We start from the raw sequence: 21,059 nt of genomic DNA on the forward strand, positions 1-21,059 counted from the left end.
AACAGGCATTCCGGACCGTAGTTCATCCGATGGGTCCCACCTCACATTTTCTCAGCCCAACCGTGTCGAACGGGCCTTCATCCGGCTTGTTTCGGATGAAGGTAACGCCATCGCCTGACCGGGACAATCGCAGCCGTTCCCGCCCGCGCAGGTTTGATCGATCGTGATCGCAGCTGCGCGGGGCGGGCGGCGTCATTCAGCGCGCCGCAAGCGCGGCCAGGATGCGAACCCAGGAACGGATACCCTTTTCAAAGGAACGCAGCTCGTATTTCTCGTTCGGCGAATGGATGCGATCGTCCGACAGGCCGAAGCCGACGAGCAGCGATTCCATGCCCAGCATCTTCTGGAAGTCGCCGACGATCGGGATCGAGCCACCCATGCCGATCATGACGGCCGGATTCGGCCACTCGTCCGACAGCGCTTCCTTCGCCTTGTTGAGCAGCGGCGAATCGTAGGGAAGCTGAATGGCCGGCGAGCCGCCATGAGCGTGAAACGTCACCGAGCAGTCCGCCGGAATTTTTGAGCGTACATAATCGCGGAACGTGTCGCGGATCTTCGCCGGGTCCTGCTTGCCGACCAGGCGGAAGGACACCTTGGCGCTGGCCTCCGCGGCAATCACGGTCTTGAAGCCGTCGCCCGTGTAGCCGCCGGTGATGCCATTGACCTCGGCTGTGGGCCGGGCCCAGGTCAGTTCCAGGACCGAGCGATTCTTCTCGCCCGCGGGGATCGAAAGGCCGATCTCGCCCAAGAATTTGTCCGCCGTCTGGCCGAGCTTGTCCCAGGTCGCCTTCACGTCGTCCGGGGTCTCCTCGACGCCGTCATAGAAGCCGTCCAGCCTCACGCGGCCGGTCTCGTCGTGCAGGCCGGCGAGGATGTCGGCGAGGATGTGGATGGGGTTGGCGGCGGCGCCGCCGAAATATCCGGAGTGCAGGTCACGGTCGGCGGCCTTGACGACGATCTCCTCGCCGACCAGACCGCGCAAGCCCGCCGAAATCGCCGGCGTGTCCGCGTCCCACATGTTCGTATCGCAGACCAGCGCATAATCGGCCTTGAGCTCGGCGGCATTGGCCTCGAGGAAGGGCTTGAGCGAAGGCGAGCCGGATTCCTCCTCGCCCTCGAACAGGATCGTCACCTTGCAGGGAAGCTCGCCGGCGGTCTCCTTGAAGGCGCGGCAGGCCTCGACGAAGGTCATCAGCTGGCCTTTGTCGTCCGATGTGCCGCGGCCTGTGATGATCCGCCGCCCGCCGCCGATGTCGCGCACCGCCGGCTCGAACGGGTCGTTCTCCCAAAGCTCGAGCGGGTCGACCGGCTGGACGTCGTAGTGACCATAGAACAAGACGTGCGGTGCGTCGGCGGTTGCGCCCTCATGGTGGGCGACCACCATCGGATGGCCAGCCGTATCGCGCACGGTTGCGTCGAAGCCGAGTGCGCGCAGCTCCGTCACCAGCCATTCCGCGCCGCGCCGAACCTCCGCCTTGTAGGCAGGGTCGGTGGAGATCGATTTGATGCGGACAAGCTCGAACAGGCGCTCCAGGCTGGCCGGAACGTTGGCGGCGGCGCGATCGAGTACGGGTAACAGATTGGTCATGGTCGAATCCCTCTTTGCCGGCGGACCTTAGCGCATGGCCCCGCAGTTCGGAATCAATTTCGAACAGAACAGCATCGGTACGCAGGCCACGACCGCCCTGAAAGGAGATGCATGAGAAAGAGAAAGCCGTTGCGGACGGGAGGCGCGTCCGCAACGGCTTTTGCGAATTGTGGACAAAGGCCCGGAGAGGGGGGATAAGGCCTTTGTCCTATAGTCTGGCGCGGCGGGGGACAGGCCGGGATGCCAGACCACGGCTTGATCAGGTGCCGATGGGAAACATTTGGGCCCGGGAATATGGCTTTTCAAGGGAGCCCGGACAGGGCCAGAATTACAAATTGGTAACGTTTGTGTGAGGCTTTCAACCCGGTAGAGAGGCAGCGCTAACCGGCAACGGACGATGGACGCCGGCACCTCGGCGCGCTATCCATGGCGCCATGAAAAACGGTGATCATCTCTTCCTCGTCGACGGTTCGGGCTTTATCTTTCGCGCCTTCCATGCGATCCCGCCGCTCAACCGCAAGTCGGACGGCCTGCCCGTCAATGCCGTGTCCGGCTTCTGCAACATGCTGTGGAAGCTGCTCAAGGACGCGCGCAGCACCGATGTCGGCGTGACGCCCACCCACTTCGCGGTCATCTTCGACTACTCTTCGAAGACCTTCCGCAACGAACTGTACGACCAGTACAAGGCCAACCGCACCGCGCCGCCCGACGATCTCATCCCGCAGTTCGGACTGATCCGCCATGCGACGCGTGCCTTCAACCTGCCCTGCATCGAGAAGGAGGGCTACGAGGCCGACGACCTGATCGCGACCTATGCCCGACTCGCCGAGGAGGCCGGCGCAGACGTCACCATCATCTCTTCCGACAAGGACCTCATGCAGCTCGTGACCTCAAAGGTCTCGATGTACGACAGCATGAAGGACAAGCAGATCGCCATTCCCGAGGTCGTCGAGAAATGGGGCGTCACCCCGGACAAGATGATCGATCTGCAGGCGATGACCGGCGATTCGACCGACAATATCCCCGGCATCCCGGGGATCGGACCGAAGACGGCGGCCCAGCTCCTGCAGGAGTTCGGCGACCTCGACACGTTGCTGGCGCGGGCCGATGAGATCAAGCAGCAGAAGCGTCGCGAAAACATCATTGCCAACCGCGAGCAGGCGCTGCTGTCGCGCCAACTGGTTACGCTGAAGACCGACACGCCGCTCGACACCCCGCTGGATGAGCTGCAGCTCGAGCCGCAGGACGGCCCGAGGCTGATCGCCTTCCTGAAGGCGATGGAGTTCAATGCGCTGACCCGGCGCGTCGCCGAGGCGTGCAACTGCGACGCATCGGCGATCGAGCCGGCTTTCGTTCCTGTCGAATGGGGCACCGATGCGCACGGTCCGGATCTCGACATCGTAGCCGGCCGACCACTCACCGACGACGCGCTGAGCGCAGCGCAAGCGGCCGGGACGTTGTTGCCGGACGCCTCTCCGGACGCGCCGACCCCGGCCGCCCTGGCAAAGGCGCGCGCCGCTTTCTTCTCCGGCCGGCCGTTCGACCGCTCGGCCTATGTGACGATCCGCGACCTTGCAACCCTCGACCTCTGGCTCGCCGCTGCGCGTGAAACAGGTCTTGTCGGCTTCGCCGCCGCGACCACGACGGCCGACGCCATGCAGGCAGAACTGTGCGGCTTCTCGCTGGCGATCGCCGACAACGCCAAGGATCCGGCCGGCGCGTCCATCCGGGCCGCCTACGTTCCAATGCAGCACAGGACCGGCGACGGTGACCTGCTCGGCGGCGGACTTGCGGAAGGGCAGATCCCCATTGGCGAGTCGCTGGCGCGGCTGAGGCAGCTGGTCGAGGATCCTTCCATCCTGAAGGTCGCACAGAACCTCAAGTTCGATTACCTGGTGCTGAAGCGGCACGGGATGGCCATCCAGAGCTTCGACGACGCCATGCTGATCTCCTATGCGCTCGACGCCGGCGCAGCCGCCCATGGCATCGACTCGCTTTCGGAGCGCTGGCTCGCCCACAAGCCGATCGCCCTGAAGGACGTGGCCGGCAGCGGCAAGGGGGCGCAGAGCTTCGATCTGGTCGACATCGACCGCGCGACCGCCTTTGTGGCCGAAGACGCCGACATCACGCTGCGCCTCTGGCACGTGCTCAAGCCGCGGCTTGCGGCCGAAGGGCTGACGACCGTCTACGAGCGGCTGGAGCGGCCGCTGGTGCCCGTGCTCGCCCGCATGGAGGAGCGCGGCATCACGATCGACCGGCAGGTGCTGTCGCGCCTTTCGGGCGAGTTGGGCCAGGGCGCAGCCGCGCTCGAGGACGAGATCTACCAGTTGGCAGGCGAGCGCTTCACCATCGGCTCGCCCAAGCAGCTCGGTGACATCCTGTTCGGCAAGATGGGGCTGCCCGGCGGCGCCAAGACGAAGACCGGCCAGTGGTCGACATCGGCGCAGGTGCTGGAGGATCTCGCCGCCGAAGGCGTGCCGCTGCCGCGCAAGATCGTCGACTGGCGCCAGCTGACGAAGCTGAAATCCACCTATACGGACGCGCTGCCCGGCTACGTTCATCCGCAGACCCGGCGCGTTCATACCTGCTATTCGCTGGCATCGACGACGACGGGACGGCTTTCCTCGACCGAGCCGAACCTTCAGAACATCCCGATCCGCACTGGCGAGGGGCGCAAGATCCGGGCTGCCTTCATCGCCTCGCCGGGACACAAGCTCGTTTCGGCCGACTACAGCCAGATCGAGTTGCGCGTGCTGGCGCATGTCGCCGACATTCCGCAACTGCGGCAGGCCTTCGCCGAGGGGATCGACATTCACGCCATGACGGCGTCGGAAATGTTCGGCGTGCCGGTCGAGGGCATGCCGGCGGAGGTGCGCCGCCGCGCCAAGGCCATCAACTTCGGCATCATCTACGGCATTTCGGCCTTCGGTCTCGCCAATCAGCTCTCCATCGAGCGCTCCGAGGCGGGCGACTACATCAAGCGCTACTTTGAGCGTTTCCCCGGCATCCGGGACTACATGGAGTCGACCAAGGCCTTTGCCCGTGAAAACGGCTATGTCGAGACGATCTTCGGCCGCCGCGCCCATTACCCGGAGATCAGGTCGTCCAATCCCTCCGTTCGGGCCTTCAACGAGCGCGCCGCAATCAACGCCCCCATCCAGGGCTCGGCCGCCGACATCATCCGCCGGGCCATGATCAAGATGGAACCGGCGCTCGAGGCCGGAAAGCTCTCCGCCCGCATGCTCCTGCAGGTGCACGACGAACTGGTGTTCGAGGTCGAGGAGACCGAGGTCGAGCGCACTCTGCCGGTCATCGTCGAAGTGATGGAGAATGCGGCGATGCCCGCACTCGCCATGAAGGTCCCGCTGAAAGTGGATGCGCGGGCGGCCGACAACTGGGACGAGGCGCACTGAGCCGGCGGCCGCCTTCTCCCGATCCGTTGCGGGACCGTTTACCACGCCGGGACCTTTTGAAAGGCGCGATCGTGCGATCCGTCGCGCCTTAACCCGCCCTTAAACCCCTGACTGCCTACCTGCGGGGACGCTTGGGGCGTGCTCTGCCGATCGACGGCCGCGCCTGAAACGATGCGGGTTTCCCGCGATCAAGCGGCACGGACGATCGCATGGATGCAATTCGACCACTCAGCCCTTCCACCAATACGGCCCGGCGCGCGCCGCTGGTCGTGCAGGTGGTCCGCCAATACGCCCCCAGCCGGGGCGGGCTGGAGGACGTCGTCGCCAACCTGTCGCGACGGCTCCATCATCACGGCTACCGGGTGCGGGTCGTCACGCTCGACCGCGTCTTCACGGCACTCGACCGGACCTTGCCGACCAGCGAGACGATCGACGGGATCGAGGTTGTTCGAATACCCTTCAGGGGCAGCACGCGCTATCCGCTGGCACCCGCGGTGTTCCAGCATATTCGGGATGCCGACCTCGTGCATGTTCACGCCATCGACTTTTTCTTCGATGCGCTGGCCTGGGGCAAGCTCCTGCATCGCAAGCCGATGGTCGCGACCACCCATGGCGGCTTCTTTCACACGCCAAGGCACGCGACGGTCAAACTGGCCTGGTTCAACGTGCTGACGCGCCTGTCGGCCCTTGCCTATCACCGGCTGATCGGCTGCAGCGCGCAGGATGCGCGGCGCTTCCGCAGCATCGCAGGCCGTCGTGTGGTGGAGATCGACAACGGGGCCAATGTCGAAAAATTCCGGGACGCCGGCTCGAAGAAGCCGCTCCGGCGGATCGTCACGATCGGCCGCTTCTCCTCCAACAAGCGGCTGGAGCGCCTGCTTGACGCCCTGTCGCGACTTGTCGTGCACGAGCCGGACTGGCGGCTTGCGATCGTCGGCGTGCCCGGCGACCAGTCCGAGGCCGCACTGTATCGGATGATCGGCGAGCGGGCGCTCGAGGACCATGTCGATGTTCACATCGGGCTTTCCGACGGCGCCATCCGTGACCTGCTCGGCCAATGCTCGCTGTTTGCCTCGGCCTCGGAATATGAAGGTTTCGGTCTCGTTGCCGTCGAGGCGATGAGTGCCGGCCTCATGCCTTTGCTGCATCCCAATCCGGCCTATCGGGATCTGGCATCCAGGCACTGCGAGGTGCGTCTCTGCGACTTCGAGAACGCCGAGATGGCGGCCCGAACGATCAACTCGGCCTTTCTGTCGCTGGCGAGCGATGTGGCAGGCCACCGCGTTGCGGCGATGCGCGCGTCGGAGCCTTACTCGTGGGACCACGTCGCCGGGCGCTACGCAGAGATCTACGAAGACATTCTTGGCGTCGCGGCGCCGGTTGCCGAGGATCAGCCGGTCAAGAGCGGTATGCGGAATGAAATCGCGGTTGGCGGTCGATAGGCACGTGCCCCACGGCAATCGCTCGCCCCGGCGCAAGGCGCTGCCGGCGGCTCTGCTGGCGGTTGTCCTCGCGATGCCCGGCGAACTCTCCGCCGCCTGCCTGCGCGGCATCAATCTCGCCGGCGCCGAATTCGGGACGCGGTCCGGCACTCATGGCCAGGACTACATCTTCCCCGCCGACGAGACGATCGGTTACTTCGCCGCTAAGGGCTTCAACGCCGTGCGCCTGCCGTTTCGCTGGGAGCGGCTGCAGCCGCGCCTCAGTGGAGCCTTTGATCCCGCCGAGCTCAACCGGCTGGTCGATGCGGTCGATCGCCTGCGTGGCGCAGGCCTGGCCGTTGTCCTCGATCCGCACAATTATGCCTACTACGACGACGGGCGGATCGGTTCGCCCGAGGTGCCGGTCGAAGCGTTTGCCGATTTCTGGCGGCGCTTGGCAGCCGAGTTCAAGGACGATTCCGGGATATACTTCGGACTGATGAACGAGCCGCACGATGTCGCGGCAGCCGATTGGCTGACGGCGGTCAACGCGGCGATTTCCGCCATACGCGGTGCCGGCGCCGGCAACCTGGTCTACGTCCCTGGAACGGCCTGGACCGGAGCGCACAGCTGGGAAGCTGACCGGCCGGGCGGAGCAAACGGCGCGGTGATGCTGGGGGTGGTCGATCCCACCCGCAACTACGCCTATGAGGTGCACCAGTATCTCGACGAGGATTTCTCCGGCACCCATGCGAGCTGCGAGGGCGCCGATGCCGCCGTGGCGGCGCTGCAGCGGTTCACCGCCTGGCTGCGCCAGCACAACGAGCGCGGTTTCCTGGGCGAGTTCGGCGCTCCGGCCACGCCGGTGTGCCTGGCTGGGCTGACACGCATGGTGGCGGTGATCCGTGCGGCGCCGGATGTCTGGACCGGGTGGACCTACTGGGCCGCCGGCGAATGGTGGCCCGAGACCGAGCCGCTCAATATCCAGCCGACCGCAAGCGGGGACCGGCCGCAGCTGAAGGCCCTGCAACTCGAAAGCGCCGGGGCCGAATCGCGGGGCAGATCCTGCCCGGCCCTCGAAGGCGGATGAGCAATCACGAGCGCCCGATCGCTCCGCGACGGCTGCCGAGCACCTCCGCCGGCGCTCGTGCCCCGACGCTCTCGGCGGGCTGAAGTCGCCGCGACTGCGCCGCGGTCCGGCACGCGCCGGCGGTGCCGACCAGGAACCACATCAGCGCGGCCGTCTTGATCGAATAGAACGAGTCGCTGATCAGCATCAGAAGCAGCAGGTAGACGATCATCATCGAATGGAACAGCCAGGCCCGCGCCTCGGCAAGCGGCGCATGGACGAAGACCGTCCAGAGCGCGACGAAGCCGAAGATGCCGAAAGCGGTGAGCGAATAGGCGAGGCCGGAATCGGCGGTGAACTGGTCGGTGGTCCCGATGCCCAGCACGACGCTGAGATCGAGCCGGGTCAGGATATGCGCCGTCACGGCAAATCGGCCGGCAAGGTCGTTGGGTCCCCCTTCCGAAAGCGAGGTAATGCCCCAGCTTGCCAGAACGGCAAGCAGGAAGAAGGGCAGGACGGTCCAGACGATCCGGGGCAGGAACCTGTAGAACGGATACAGAAGGGTGATCACCACGCAGGTGTAGAGGCCGAACCGCGCATCGGCGAGCGCGATGACGGTAAACGCCAGGGCGACCGCCAGCCACCGCCCGGCAAAGTCCCGGCCGCGGAACAGCGCCCAAGCATAGACGATCACGGCGAAGTTGCCCATCGACACCGGCTCCAGGAATACCGACGAGACCCGGTGCTGGCCGAGGAAGGGCAGGATGGTGCGCGGTTCCGGGCGCTGGCCGGAAATGAACAGGCCCTTCGTCTGCCCGAACACCTGGTCGAGCGTGACCGTTCCGCGTGCGAGGTAGTAGCCGATGACGTTGAAGTAGTCGAGGAACGTATCGAGCGCCAAATACTCGAAAAACCCGAAGCCGACGACGATCAGGGCACTTGCAAGCACCAGCCGGTCCGCAAGCCTGATATCGGCAAGCCGTATGGCCATGAAGTAGAAGGCGAGCGGGACGAGGATGTCGCGCACCGCCTTCGGATTGACCTGCCCGCGCAGCATGAATAGCATCAGCATGTAGCTCACGAACACCGCGACGAACACATAGAGCGCGGGCTTGCGCGTCATTGCCGCGAGAAAGGCGCACCCGACGATTGCCATTTCGGTAAGGATGACGTGCCGGTCGGCAGTGCCCATGAAACGGGTGTTTACCAGGCAGAGGAAAGCGTTGAAGACCAGCGCGCCGATCACCGTGGCGATCGCAAGAAGCCGGACATGGGTGGCGCAAGGGGCGGCCGCCTCCACTTCGGGTACAGGGCGGCCATCCCAAGTCCCGCTTCTAGGGGGGATGCCGCCAGGTACGGTCGATGCGCTCCGGGCCATCGCAAGCCTCCCTTATGGGGCCCGCCCGCAAAGGAGCGCGCTTCCCACCAGCTTGTCCCGCCAGGGACCGATGTCGGTCATGAGGATGTCGAGCGCGTCGCCGTGCGTGACGCCGGCGGCGGCGACGATAACGATGCCATCGACGTGCTTCAGAACGGCAGGCAAGACGGTGCGGGCCGGGGTGTCGCCGCAATCGACAATGCGGAAGTCCGGCGCCGCCAGTTGGAGCGCTGTGCTGACGCGTGAGGAGGAGAGCGCCGAAATCCGCTCCAGGATGCCGGAACCGATCCGTTCGAAATGCAGGACGTCCTCGATCGTCTCGGCCCGGGAGCGCGCCTGAGAGCCATGCAGCGGGATCGCGCCCTCGGTCCTGATGCGGACTGTCGGCGGCTTCGCCCCCCGCCGCAGGTCGCCGCCAGAGTAGAGCACTTCCTCGCCGAGCAGCCCCATTTCGCGGCCGAGTTCCGCCGCGATACCGTCGCTATCCCTGCTGTCGGGCGACAGGATGGCGATCGTCGCCGGCCGGGCCGCACCGAACTCAGCCTGCAGAAGCTGCGCGAGGCGGCGGATGCCCGTTGCGCGCGGCATCGCCTGTTGTTCTGGCCGCCTGGCCAGGGGGAAGAAACGGGATAGCCGTTGTGAGAGGGCCCGCTCGACGACCTTTTCCGCATCGCCTTGCATGGTGACCAGCACCGGCACGCCGGTCTTGGCCACAAGCATCCGTTCGAGACGGGTGACGCCGCCGAACAGTTCCCGGGCGACCGCGAGACTTGCACCGGCGGCAGCGCCGAACAGGATGGCGGCGATCAGGACCAGCATCCTCGGCGCCCGGACGGGCTTTTCGGACGGAACGGCCTCGGAGATGACGCGCGAGTTGCCGCTTGCCAGCCCCTGCTGGCGGCTGAGTTCCTCCGAGCGGGTCAAGAACGCCTTGTAGACGGCGTCGATCGCCTCCGCCTCGCTGACGAGCTGCGCCAGCTGGAAACGGACCGTGCCGTCGTCCTTGACCGAGGCCGCCTGCGAATCGAAGCGCTTTTCGAGCGATGCCAGGTTCGTCTTGGCCCGTTCGTAGGTGTTGGCGGTCAACTGCCGGATACGGCCGAGCTCCTTTTCGATCGCGCTGCGGACGCTGGCGATCTGCGAGCGCGCGGCGCGCATCTGCGGATGGCCACTGCCGAGGTTGGCGGAGAGCTCTGCCTGTCGGTCCAGCGCCTGGGCGTAGCGGCTGCGCAGCCCCGATAGCGTCGCGGAATTCAGCGCTTCTGGAATCGCGCCGGCCTCGACGTCGGATACGTTCAACTGCCGGGCCTGGTCATAGATCGTCCGCTGCTGCTCCACCTGCTGCTGTGCCGTGAGCAGCTGCTGGTTCAGGCCGACGAGCTGCTGGTCGGCGATCAGACCCTGGTCGCCGACGCTGATCAGACCATTGTCGGAACGGAACTTTTCCACCGCCGCCTGCGCGTCAAGAACCCGCTTGCGCAGTTCCTCGGCCTGCTCTGCGATTGTGTGCGTGGTCCGCATGTTGAGGTCGAGCCTCGCCTTGTCGGCGATGCGCAGATAGCTCTCGGCGAGCGCATTGGCGATCTTCGCGGCCATCGCGCTGTCGCCGTGTCTGGCGGTGATGGTGAAGACGAAGCTGTCGCCGTTGCGCTCGACGACGAGGTTCTGAAGCAGCGCATCGACGACGGCATCGGTCGCGTCCGCGGTGCTCGCGGCGCGGCCGAGAAGGCGTGCCGCCAGGCCGGGCGGCCGGTTGAAGTACGGATCCTTCACGAGGTCGAGCTTCTGCACGACGTCGCGCAGCACGTCCCGGGACTGGATCAGGTAGAGCTGGCTGCCGAGCAGCTGCTGCATGTTGAGCGTGGCGCCCGTGTCGTTTCCGACAACCGGACCGCGCCCGATGTCGACGAACAGTTCCGCAGTCGAGCGATAGAACGGCTTCTGGGTCAGCACAAAGCCGAGCGCCAGGACGGCGCAGGCGAGGGAAGCGAGAACCACGTAGTGGAGTCTCTTCCTCACGATCCCCGGCAGCTGAAATACGTCTATGTCCATCAAATGTCCGCCCCCGTCATGCGGCGCCCTGACTTGCACATGCAGCGCCCTCCGGCCGAGGGACTTGACCGGCTCTGGTCTGCGCAACCTCTCAGATCATGGTTAACAACGTCTCAACCCGACTCCGGAAAATTCGCAAGGCACGAGGACGAGGCACTCGCGACGGCGGCTGGTTTGCCCTTCACCGAATCTTATCCATTTCCCTTCAACCGTTCTTATCTCCCCTCCTGTATCCCTCTGGTTGAATTTGGCGCGATGCGGTTTTCCGCGTCGCGAGGAAGCAAGACGAGCTGGAGAGAATGCTATGAAACAGAAGATCCGTGAGCTGCTGGCCAAGCATGGCGGCCTGGCCGTCGCTGCCGACCAGATTGCCGACGATGCCGATCTCTACGCGGCAGGCATGTCGTCCTTCGCATCGGTCCAGATCATGCTGGCAATCGAGGAGGCCTTCGACCTCGAATTTCCGGACAGCCTTCTCAATCGCAAGTCGTTCCAGAGCGTTGCTGCGATCACGCGCACCGTGGAGGGGCTCGTGAGCGGGGCGGAGGCGGCCGAATGAACGTTTCCACCGGCACAAGCCTGGCGGAACGGGTGGCCCGCGTTGCCGCCGTAGCGGAGGCCCATGCCGATGAGGTCGACGTAAAGGGCCGCTTTCCGGCGGAAGCGGTCGCAGCCATGCGCGCTGAGCGGCTGCTGTCGATCCAAATCGCGCCGGAGCTCGGTGGCGAGGGCGCGGCACTTGCCGAGATCGCGGAGGTCTGTTCGCGCATCGGCCAGGCCTGCTCGTCCGCCGCCATGGTCTTCGCCATGCACCAGATCAAGGCATCGAGCCTCGTCTCCCATGGCGGGGACAGCCCCTGGCATCGCGCCTTCATGGAGCGGATCTCTGCCGAACAGCTCCTGCTCGGTTCGGCAACGACGGAAGGTGGCATCGGCGGCAACCTCAGGAACAGCATCTGCGCCATTGAGGTCGAGGGCGGCCGCTGCCGGCTCGAGAAGGACGCAACCGTCATCTCCTATGGCGCCAACGCCGATGCGATCCTGATCACCTCGCGCAGCCGTCCGGACGCCGCTTCGACCGACCAGGTAATGACGGTGTTCACCAGCGACCAGTACACGCTCGAGCGCACCCATGTCTGGGATACGCTCGGCATGCGCGGCACCTGTTCGGACGGCTACCTGTTCAGGGGCGAAGCGCCGGCGGAGCAGATCCTGCCGAAGCCGTTCGCCGAGATCGCCGCCCAGTCAATGCTGGCGACCTCGCATCTGCTCTGGAGTGCGGTCTGGTACGGCATTGCGGTCAACGCGATGGCCCGTGCGCAGGCCTTCGTCCGGACCGCTGCGCGCAAGACGCCCGGCCAGACACCACCCGGCGCGCTGCGGCTGGCGGAGGCTTCCAATCTCCTGCAGCTGCTCAGATCCAATGTGGTCGCGGGCCTGAAGGAGTTCGGGGCCGCCAAGACCGAGCCCGACAGGCTTTCGTCGATGGGTTTCGCTGTCGCCATGAACAATCTGAAGGTCGGCTCGTCGGAGACGATCCTGACGATCATCAACCACGCCATGCTGATCTGCGGCATCATGGGCTACAAGAACGGCACGCCCTACAGCCTCGGCCGACACCTGCGCGACGCGCATTCGGCTCAGTTGATGATCTCCAACGACCGGATCCTCGGCAACACGTCAAATCTCCTGCTCGTCCACAAGCAGGACACCAGCCTCCTGGGGTGAGCAACATGGACATGCAGACATCGTTTCTCGACCGGCTTTTCGATGCCGGCCTGCTGATCGATACCGGTGTTGACGGGCTCTACGGCCGCGGCGGCCGGTTTGAGGACGTGATCGTCGCCTTCGAGCGGCTCATCGACCGGGTCGGCGGCGCCGACGGCGCGGAAGCCATGCGCTTTCCGCCGGGCATGAACCGCGCCTTCTTCGAGAAGAGCGGCTACATGAAGAGCTTCCCGCAGCTTGCCGGCACCGTGCATTCCTTCTGCGGCAACGAGCTCAACCACATGAGCCTGCTGAAATGCATGGAGGTCGGCGAGGAGGACTGGACGAAGGGCCAGAAGGCGACCGACATCGTGCTGACGCCGGCAGCCTGCTACCCGCTCTATCCGACGGTGGCCCGGCGCGGCCGGATCCCAATGGACGGCGCGCTCTTCGACCTTCAGTCCTACTGCTTCCGCCACGAGCCGTCGCAGGACCCGGCCCGCCAGCAGCTGTTCCGGATGCGCGAATATGTCTGCATGGGCACCGAACAGCACGTCACCGACTTCCGCCAGCGCTGGATGGATCGCGGCGTGAAGATGATGCAGGACGTTGGGCTGGACGTTACGATCGATGTTGCCAACGACCCGTTCTTCGGCCGGGCCGGCAAGATGCTTGCCAACAACCAGCGCGACCAGAACCTGAAGTTCGAGCTGCTGATTCCGATCACCTCCGTCGCCCGGCCGACCGCCTGCATGAGCTTCAACTATCATCAGGACGCCTTCGGCGCGAAATGGGGCCTCCATCTGGAAGACGGCCGCGTCGCACACACCGCCTGCGTCGGCTTTGGCCTAGAGCGCATCGCGCTGGCGCTGTTCCATACTCACGGCCTGGACGTCGCCGCCTGGCCGGCTGACGTCCGCAACACGCTGTGGGGATGACATTGCCGGTGCGTTCCGTCATTTCCGGGCTCGATCCAGCCAGCTATCGGCCACATCCGCTCCACGACAGCGAGCGGATGTGGCCGGAGACTAATTGCTACGTGGACCTGTGGATCGAGGTCCTCAATGCGCTAGGACTGCCGCCCGAAGCGATGCTCGGCTTCACGCTGACGCAGGATTTCGAAGGCGACCAGTTCACCTTCTTCAAGGTGCCGCTGGAAGACCTCGAAGCGCTGTATGGCATTCGCTGCACCGAGCTTGCGATCTACGATCGCGTCGAGCGGCATGTTGCCGAGCAGATCGACCGCGGGCGGCTGTGCCTCATCGAGGTGGACAGCTTCTACCTGCCCGACACGCGCGGCGTCTCCTATCGGCTGGAACACGGCAAGACGACGGTCGCGATCAACAGGCTGGACCTCGATAGCCGCACCATGGACTATTTCCACAATGCCGGCTTCTTCCGGCTGGAAGGCGAGGATTTCGACGGGCTCTTCCACCTGCACGATGCGCAGGGTGCGCCGCCGTTCCTGCCCTACGCGGAGTTCGCGAAGTTTCCGCATGCCTACCCGTCCGAGGCGCACATGCGCGTCGAGGCCCGACGCCTGCTGCGCTTCCATCTCGGCCGGCGACCCAGGGAGAACCCGATCGCCGCCTTCGCCGCCGCCTTTCCGGCTCAGGTCGAACAGGTGGCGGAGCGGCCATTCGGCTTCTTCCACAAATACGCCTTCAACACGCTGCGCCAGCTCGGCGCGAATTTCGAGCTGGCGGCCAGCCATTTGGACTGGATCGCACCGGACGGTGCGCTGTCGGAGGCCGCCGCCGCGGCGAGCCGCATTGCCGAGGTCGCCAAGTCGGTCCAGTTCCAGCTCGCCCGCGCGGTAACCCGCAAGCGCTTTGATCCGCTCGCCACCTCCCTCGACCCGGCCGTCGAGGCCTGGGATGAAATGATGCGGATGCTTGCCGCCCGCATCGATTGAGGCCGGAGGGGCCATGGATCATACGGACGAGACTGGTCTGCGGCACAGCAGGAGACTGGATCGCGGCTGGCGCCTCTGCCTGACGGAAGCCGGTGCCTGGACGGACCCGACGATGCGCTCCGACGATGTCGAGGTGCTGGACGCGCCCGTGCCCGGTACGGTGGCGGGCGCACTTGAGCGGGCCGGCCGCTTCGACCGCGCCGACCCCCGGCCGCTGAACGATCTCGATGCCTGGTATTTCCTTGACCTCGCCGGTGAGGAACCCGGCCCGGCGGTGCTGCTTCTCGAAGGCCTGGCGACGATCGCGGAAGTCTACTGGAATGGCGAGAAGCGGCTCGTCTCCGATTCGATGTTCGTCGCCCATGATCTGGACGTCGTCCTCACCGGCAGCGATCGGCTCGCCATCTGCTTCCGCGCGCTTGCACCGCATCTGGCGCAGCGGGGCCCGCGGGCCCGTTGGCGGCCGGGAATGATCGTCCCGCAGGGACTGCGGCTCGTCCGCACGACGTTGCTCGGACACATGCCCGGCTGGTGTCCGCCCGTGCATGCCGTCGGCCCCTATCGCCCGCTGCGGCTGGAAAGGCCGAAGCAGGCCGTGCCGGGCGACGTGGCGATCCGTGCGACCCTCGATCCGGACGGCACCGGCCGGCTGGCCGTCTCGTTTCGTGCAGATGCGCTTGAAGGACCGGCCGAACTCCATTGCGCCGGAGCCAGCGTCAGGCTGGCACGGGCGGGCGACGGCCGCTGGAGCGCCGACCTCGCGATCGCTGGTGTGGAGCCGTGGTGGCCGCACACGCACGGCAAGCCGGCCCTGCATCAGGTCGAGGTTCGCGCCGGCGGGCAGGTCCATGTAATCGGCCGCACCGGCTTCCGGCACCTGCAGGTCGATCGCGGCCGGGATGGCAACGATTTTTCGCTGCAGGTGAACGGTATTCCGGTCTTCTGCCGCGGCGCAGTCTGGACGAGCGCCGACATCGTCGACCTGCCGGGGGAGCGTGAGCGATACGAGCCGCTGCTGCAACTCGCCGTCGAAGCCGGGATGAACATGCTGCGCATCGGCGGCACGATGACCTACGAGGCAAGCCCCTTCTACGAGCTGTGCGACGAGCTCGGCATTCTCGTCTGGCAGGATTTCATGCTAGCGAACTTCGACTATCCGGCTGCCGACCCGGAATTCGCCGCGCTTGTGCGGACGGAAGCCGAACAATTTCTCCGCCGCACCGCCGCCTCTCCGTCGCTCGCCGTGCTCTGCGGCGGCAGCGAAATGTTCCAGCAGGCTGCGATGCTCGGCCTGCCGCAGGCGAGCTGGAGCGGAACGCTGACGGATGCCGTCCTGCCCGAGGCCGTCACGGCCCTGCGCCCCGATGTGCCCTACGTCCCGAATTCGCCGTTTGGCGGGGCCATGCCGTTTTCGCCGAATGCCGGGGTGACGCATTACTACGGCGTCGGTGCTTATTGCCGTCCCATCGAGGATGCGCGCCGGGCGGGCGTGCGCTTCGCCGCCGAATGTCTCGCCTTCGCCAATGTGCCCGAACGGGCGACGCTCGACGCGCACCTGCCGGTTCCCGCCGTTCACGATCCGCGTTGGAAGGCGCGGGTTCCCCGCGACCGCGGCGCCTCCTGGGACTTCGAGGACGTTCGCGATAATTATCTGGAATTGCTTTATGGCTGCGACCCCACCCGGCTGCGACGCGAGGATGCTGCGCGCTATCTCGATCTGTCGCGCGCGGCGATCGCCGAGGTGATGGAGGAGACCTTCGCCGAATGGCGGCGGCCGCAATCGAGCTGCAACGGCGCACTGGTCTGGACATTCCTGGACCTGCTGCCGGGCGCCGGCTGGGGCCTAATCGATTCCACCGGACTGCCGAAATCGGCCTGGCACGCCCTTCGTCGCGCCTTCCGGCCGATCCAGGTTCTCCTGTCGGACCAGGGCACGAACGGGCTGGACGTCCACGTCCTCAACGAGAACGGCACTGCCCGGGATCTGGTTCTCGAACTGGCGTGCCTGCGTGACGGGCGGCAGCCGGTCGTCAGCGGACGGCGCACGCTGTCGCTCGGCGCGCGGCAGAACGTGACGATCGCCGCCACCGATCTGTTCGGCGCCTTCTTCGACACGACCTACGCTTTCCGCTTCGGTCCGGCCCCGCACGACGTGACGGTGGCGACGCTGCGTGAAGCCGGGACGACCTCTATGGTCGCGCAAGCCTTCCACTTTCCGCTCGGGCGTGACGGGGCGATGCAGCGCGGCAACGCCAGCGTGGCGCTGGAAGGGTCGGATGTTCGTTGGGCGCTGCGGATCGCCGCCGATCGGGTGCTGCAGTCGGTGCACATTGACTGCCCGGGGTTTCTGCCGTCGGACAACTGGTTTCATCTCGCGCCCGGCGAGGCGCGTGTGGTGGATCTGGTTCGGACAGACGGCCCGGAACGGCCGGCGGGCGAGGTGAACGCGCTCAACCTGGCTGCGCCCGCAAGCTTCTGACACTGCTGTCGGTTCGACAGCAGGCGTCATTCGGCACGAGACGGCCGCATCAATCGCCGGGACGTGCGTGCAGCGCCGCCTCGAGAACCCTCTGCCGCAACGCTTCTCGCGCGTGCGGCGGCGACATGTTGTGGTCGGCATCCGCTACGATCTCGACGGACACGTTCGGAAATTTCCGCATCCCCGAGCCGTCGACGCCGAAATAGGCGTGGTAACGCTCGAGGCCAACGTCGCCGTGGCTGTAGATCAGCCGCATCGGCACGCCGCGTTCGCAGAGCGAGCTGAAGGCGGCATGCACCGCATGCCTGAGGCGTCCGTCCTTGGTCAGACGCCCGAGCGTGCCGGGTGCAGCAAGCGCGATGCGGCGGCCTAGCTGCTTGCCGATGCTCCCGGCCGCACGCCGCAGGTCGATCTGGCCGGATGCCAGCCGACGGAAGGTTTCGAGCCGGAATGCGCGGCGGCGGTAGTCTTCCAGCGAGCGCGGATTGTGCCGCAGTGCCTCGTCCACGCTCATGTCTTTGTCCCACACGAAGGTGAAGGGATTGACGGAGACGACGCCCCGGCATCGGTGATCGTTGACCGCGGCCTGGAACGCCAGGTAGGCGCCGCTGCAGCGGCCGGCCAGCACCGCGGGCGCTAGTCCCCGCTCCGCAAGCAGGTCGAGCGCTGCGCGCACGTCGTCCTGTTGGCTTTCAGAGAACAGAACCTGACGGGGCGCTCCTGCAACCGGCGGACTGTCGCCGACATTGGCGCCATCGAAACGCAGTGACGCGACACCCTCGCTGGCGAGATAGCGCGCGGTCTCGACCGTCGAGCGGGCCCAGCCGGCCTGTCGATCATAGGCGGTGCCGAGCAGGATGACGCTTGCGCCGCGCCGCGCACCGCGCGGGCTGCAGAGCACCCCGAAAAGTCGGTTTCCGGGGCCGAAGCGCAGCGCCTCTTCGCTGAAACGTTCACCCTGCAACACCGCGGATACTGTTGTGGATGCGCTGCGAGCCTTTGGCCCCGGTTGCAGGGCGATCGACCCGACCCATTGCACGACGGCGTCGATGGCCACGTCCGGCTGGACGGCGATGGTCGGGTTCGACACCAACTCGTCGTAGCCAGCATAGGGCTCGTAAGCGATCCGTGCGCCGAGGTCTTTCAGGTGCTGCGCGAATTGGGTCTCCCTGTCGCGTGCCGGCCGGCCGACGACGAGTATGGACGCCGCCGGTGCCGTCGCGATGCCCATGAGATCGATCTTCCGCACCGCAGCGGCGACCGCCTCCGGCATCACCAGACCGGCAACGGAAACGACCGAGGCGAGACGCTGGTCTTCGGCGAGGCCGAGGCCGGCGTCGACCATCTTCGACCAGGCGGCCGTCTCGCGCAGGTAGGACCGACCGGTGATTACCGGGGCCATCAGCACGATGCCGTCGACGGCTCCCGCCAGAGCGGCATATTGCGCGGCAAAGGTGGCGCCCAGGCCATGGCCGACCAGGATCAGGCGCGATGCGCCCGACAGCTGGCGAAGCTCGGCGGCGGCGGCCGCGATGGCCGCTTCCCAGACCGGCAGCCCACCGGAAAAATCCATCCTGTCCAGGGAATCGCCTGTTCCGGGATAGTCGAAGCGCAGGCTGGCCACGCCACGTAAGGCGAAGCGTTCGGCCAGCTCGCGCCAGAGCTTGCGCGTGCACATTTCCTCAAAGCCCCAGGGGCTGAGGAACAACACCGCGGTGGCCGATGTGCCGGTGCCCTGTTCGGGCGCCGTGTAGAGGCCGATGGTCCGGCCGAAGGCGACCGGCTGCGCCGCGGATCCGGCAATCCAGTCAAGCGGCATCGGTAGCCTCGCGCCAGCCTTCCCAGCGTCCGAGCAGAATCTGGTGCGAGCGCCGCGCCATTCCGGGCCGTCCCGTCAGGGCATAGAAGCCGATCCCGGCGATCGGGCGGAGCAGGCGCGGCAGAAAGGCGCCAAAGCTGAAGCCGTGCTTGCGCATGACGTAGCCGAGCCCTGAGCTGTAGATCCGCATCTTTGCGATCTTGGCCGTCGTGGTCTGGTCGGCGATGTCTTTGGGATGATGGCCAACCAGCGCCGGATCGTAGTATCCGGAGCTGCCGCGCGCGACCAGCGCCAGGGCGAGGTCCTGGACCTCGTAGGCGCCCCGGCGCGTGCCGGAGCCCGGCCCGATGCTCTCGTCGAAGCCGCCGACGGCCTCGAATGCGGTGCGCCGCACCAGCAGCATCCATTCGACCAGCGTCGTCCAGACGTTGTCGCGCCCGATGTGCACCGGTGCCGCTTCGAACTTGCCCATGATCGTCCTGCCGCCCTCGTCGGCGGCGCGGCCGCAATAGAAGTCGCCGGCTCTGTTCTCCGTCATCTCCTGATAACGAGCCAGGAGGCCGGCCGGGTACCAGCAGTCGTCGTCCGGAAACATCAGCCAGTCGCCGCGCGCCTGCGACGCACCGAGATTGCGCGCGCGGCACACGCCCTTCAGCGGCGTTCTCAGATGATGGATCTCCAGCGTGCCGCGATACTGTTCGATGGGAGCGACCAGGCGATCGTCGTCGTTCTGGTCGACGATGATGACCTCGAAATCCCGCCAGGTCTGGGCGGCAAGCGACGCCAGCAGCCGGGCGGGTTCGTCCGAACGGCCAAGCGTGGCCACCACGAGGGAGAAGCGGATTTTGCGGGCAGGCAGCGACATGGAGAGCCTTGACGGATGCGCCGCTTCCCTCGGTTCGTCTGCGGCGGCCGCATTGTGGAGATCAGGCGTTAAAGTGTCATGAATCGTAAGGGCAAGCTGCCGCGTGGCAGGAGCAGGCGAGCCGATCTCGCGAGGTTGCGGGGCATCCGGCCTTGCCATCAGCGCCGCTTCGACATAGCTCTCTGACACAGCCGAACCCGGATTGCCGCATGCCCCGCAAAGTCACCATCTTCAATCTGAAGCTTCACGATTTTCGCAACTATGCGTCGGTCGGTCTCGGGCTCGATGGCCGGAACGTGGTGCTCACCGGGGCAAACGGTGCCGGCAAGACGAACCTGATGGAGGCGGTATCCTTCCTGTCGCCGGGCCGCGGCCTGAGGCGAGCCGCCTATGGCGACGTCGCGCGCGAGGGTGCGGCCGGAGGCTTCGCCGTCTTCGCGGCCCTTGACGGCATGCAGGGGGAGGTCGAGATCGGAACGGGCACGGAGACCGGCGAGGAGGGACAAACGCGCCGGCTTCGTGTCAACGGCACGCCCGCCCGGTCCCTCGATGAACTGCTGGATCACCTTCGCGTTCTCTGGTTGACCCCTTCGATGGACGGGCTGTTCACCGGTGCCTCGTCCGAACGTCGGCGGTTCCTCGATCGCCTTGTCCTGTCCCTCGATCCCGACCACGGCAGGCGCGTGGCCGATTTCGAGAAGGCAATGCGCGGACGAAACCGGCTGCTGTCGGAGCCGCGCCCCGACCCGCAGTGGCTCGACGCCCTCGAGCGACAGATGGCCGAGCTTGGCGTCGCGATGACGCTGGCGCGCCGCGAACTGGTCGGGCTGCTTTCGGGAATCGTGGAGGCGTCGCGCGACGAGGGGCCGTTCCCGTCGGCAGCCATGTCGCTGTCCGGCTTCCTCGACGATGCGCTCGAGCAGCCGGCATACGAGATTGAGGAAACCTACGCGGCGGTTCTGCGCGACGGCCGCTACCGCGACGCGGCCGCCGGCCGCACGCTGGATGGCCCGCACCGGGTCGATCTGCTCATCCGCCACCGCGAAAAGGACATGGACGCGGCGCGCTGCTCGACGGGCGAGCAGAAGGCCCTGCTGGTCGGCCTCGTCCTTGCCCATGCCGGCCTCGTCGCCGGCATGACGGGCTACGCACCGGTGCTGCTGCTTGACGAGATCACGGCTCATCTCGACGAGGGCCGCAGGGCCGCGCTGTTCGATCGGGTCGATGCACTGGGCGGGCAGGCCTTCCTGACCGGGACGGACCGTGCGATGTTCGAGGCACTGGGAGATCGTGCACGCTTCCTGACCGTCGCGAACGGAACGATCGCGGGCTGACGATGAACGACGGAGAAGA

General features: G+C 66.2%; 14 protein-coding genes. 9 read left to right on the plus strand and 5 right to left on the minus strand.

What is annotated here, in order from left to right:
* Positions 1 to 196: 196 nt before the first annotated feature.
* On the minus strand, positions 197 to 1,588 hold the full coding sequence (locus C7449_RS04145) for a dipeptidase (protein WP_108001533.1): 1,392 nt from the start codon (positions 1,586 to 1,588) through the stop codon (positions 197 to 199).
* A gap of 434 nt (positions 1,589 to 2,022) precedes the next feature.
* Here C7449_RS04145 and polA point away from each other — a divergent pair, with 434 nt between their 5' ends.
* The 3 genes from polA to C7449_RS04160 all read left to right on the plus strand — a co-directional run bounded on the left by polA (position 2,023) and on the right by C7449_RS04160 (position 7,512).
* Positions 2,023 to 5,001 (plus strand): DNA polymerase I, encoded by a 2,979-nt coding sequence (polA, locus tag C7449_RS04150; RefSeq protein WP_108001534.1) that lies wholly within the window; start codon positions 2,023 to 2,025, stop codon positions 4,999 to 5,001.
* A gap of 209 nt (positions 5,002 to 5,210) precedes the next feature.
* Positions 5,211 to 6,443: a glycosyltransferase family 4 protein gene (locus tag C7449_RS04155; RefSeq protein WP_108001535.1), complete on the plus strand. Its 1,233-nt coding sequence runs from the start codon at positions 5,211 to 5,213 to the stop codon at positions 6,441 to 6,443.
* A gap of 73 nt (positions 6,444 to 6,516) precedes the next feature.
* On the plus strand, positions 6,517 to 7,512 hold the full coding sequence (locus C7449_RS04160) for a glycoside hydrolase family 5 protein (RefSeq protein WP_374828163.1): 996 nt from the start codon (positions 6,517 to 6,519) through the stop codon (positions 7,510 to 7,512).
* 4 nt (positions 7,513 to 7,516) lie between these two features.
* On the opposite strand, the gene C7449_RS04165 is transcribed toward C7449_RS04160, so the two are convergent.
* Positions 7,517 to 8,869 carry a UDP-phosphate alpha N-acetylglucosaminyltransferase gene (locus C7449_RS04165; RefSeq protein WP_146165043.1) on the minus strand — a complete coding sequence of 451 codons (1,353 nt, stop codon included), beginning with the start codon at positions 8,867 to 8,869 and terminating at the stop codon, positions 7,517 to 7,519.
* Positions 8,870 to 8,881: 12 nt separating this feature from the next.
* On the minus strand, positions 8,882 to 10,921 hold the full coding sequence (locus C7449_RS04170) for a GumC family protein (RefSeq protein ID WP_108001538.1): 2,040 nt from the start codon (positions 10,919 to 10,921) through the stop codon (positions 8,882 to 8,884).
* 304 nt (positions 10,922 to 11,225) lie between these two features.
* Here C7449_RS04170 and C7449_RS04175 point away from each other — a divergent pair, with 304 nt between their 5' ends.
* The 5 genes from C7449_RS04175 to C7449_RS04195 are packed head-to-tail and all read left to right on the plus strand — an operon-like array spanning position 11,226 to position 17,022.
* Positions 11,226 to 11,480, plus strand: coding sequence for an acyl carrier protein (locus C7449_RS04175; RefSeq protein WP_108001539.1), 255 nt, complete (start codon positions 11,226 to 11,228; stop codon positions 11,478 to 11,480).
* Positions 11,477 to 12,649, plus strand: a complete 1,173-nt coding sequence (locus tag C7449_RS04180) for an acyl-CoA dehydrogenase family protein (RefSeq protein ID WP_108001540.1) — start codon at positions 11,477 to 11,479, stop codon at positions 12,647 to 12,649. The genes C7449_RS04175 and C7449_RS04180 overlap by 4 nt, the downstream gene beginning before the upstream one ends.
* A 5-nt stretch (positions 12,650 to 12,654) precedes the next feature.
* Complete coding sequence (locus tag C7449_RS04185; protein ID WP_108001541.1) at positions 12,655 to 13,566, plus strand: amino acid--[acyl-carrier-protein] ligase; 912 nt, start codon at positions 12,655 to 12,657, stop codon at positions 13,564 to 13,566.
* The gene (locus tag C7449_RS04190; protein WP_108001542.1) at positions 13,563 to 14,543 is read left to right on the plus strand and encodes a DUF1839 family protein; all 981 of its coding nucleotides are present in this window, start codon (positions 13,563 to 13,565) and stop codon (positions 14,541 to 14,543) included. Before C7449_RS04185 ends, C7449_RS04190 begins: the two co-directional genes overlap by 4 nt.
* A gap of 13 nt (positions 14,544 to 14,556) precedes the next feature.
* A complete protein-coding gene (locus C7449_RS04195; RefSeq protein ID WP_108001543.1) occupies positions 14,557 to 17,022 on the plus strand; it encodes a glycoside hydrolase family 2 protein in 2,466 nt (821 codons plus the stop codon).
* 49 nt (positions 17,023 to 17,071) lie between these two features.
* Here C7449_RS04195 and C7449_RS04200 read toward each other — a convergent pair whose 3' ends face one another.
* Together C7449_RS04200 and C7449_RS04205 are read right to left on the minus strand one after the other, a co-directional pair.
* Positions 17,072 to 18,841, minus strand: a complete 1,770-nt coding sequence (locus C7449_RS04200; protein ID WP_108001544.1) for an alpha/beta hydrolase — start codon at positions 18,839 to 18,841, stop codon at positions 17,072 to 17,074.
* Positions 18,831 to 19,706, minus strand: a complete 876-nt coding sequence (locus C7449_RS04205) for a glycosyltransferase family 2 protein (protein WP_170115793.1) — start codon at positions 19,704 to 19,706, stop codon at positions 18,831 to 18,833. The genes C7449_RS04200 and C7449_RS04205 overlap by 11 nt, the downstream gene beginning before the upstream one ends.
* A gap of 209 nt (positions 19,707 to 19,915) precedes the next feature.
* On the opposite strand from C7449_RS04205, the gene recF reads away from it, so the two are divergent.
* Positions 19,916 to 21,040 carry a DNA replication/repair protein RecF gene (gene recF, locus C7449_RS04210; RefSeq protein WP_108001546.1) on the plus strand — a complete coding sequence of 375 codons (1,125 nt, stop codon included), beginning with the start codon at positions 19,916 to 19,918 and terminating at the stop codon, positions 21,038 to 21,040.
* Positions 21,041 to 21,059 lie beyond the last annotated feature (19 nt).

This window comes from Mycoplana dimorpha (assembly GCF_003046475.1).
In the GTDB taxonomy this organism is placed as follows: Bacteria; Pseudomonadota; Alphaproteobacteria; order Rhizobiales; family Rhizobiaceae; genus Mycoplana; species Mycoplana dimorpha.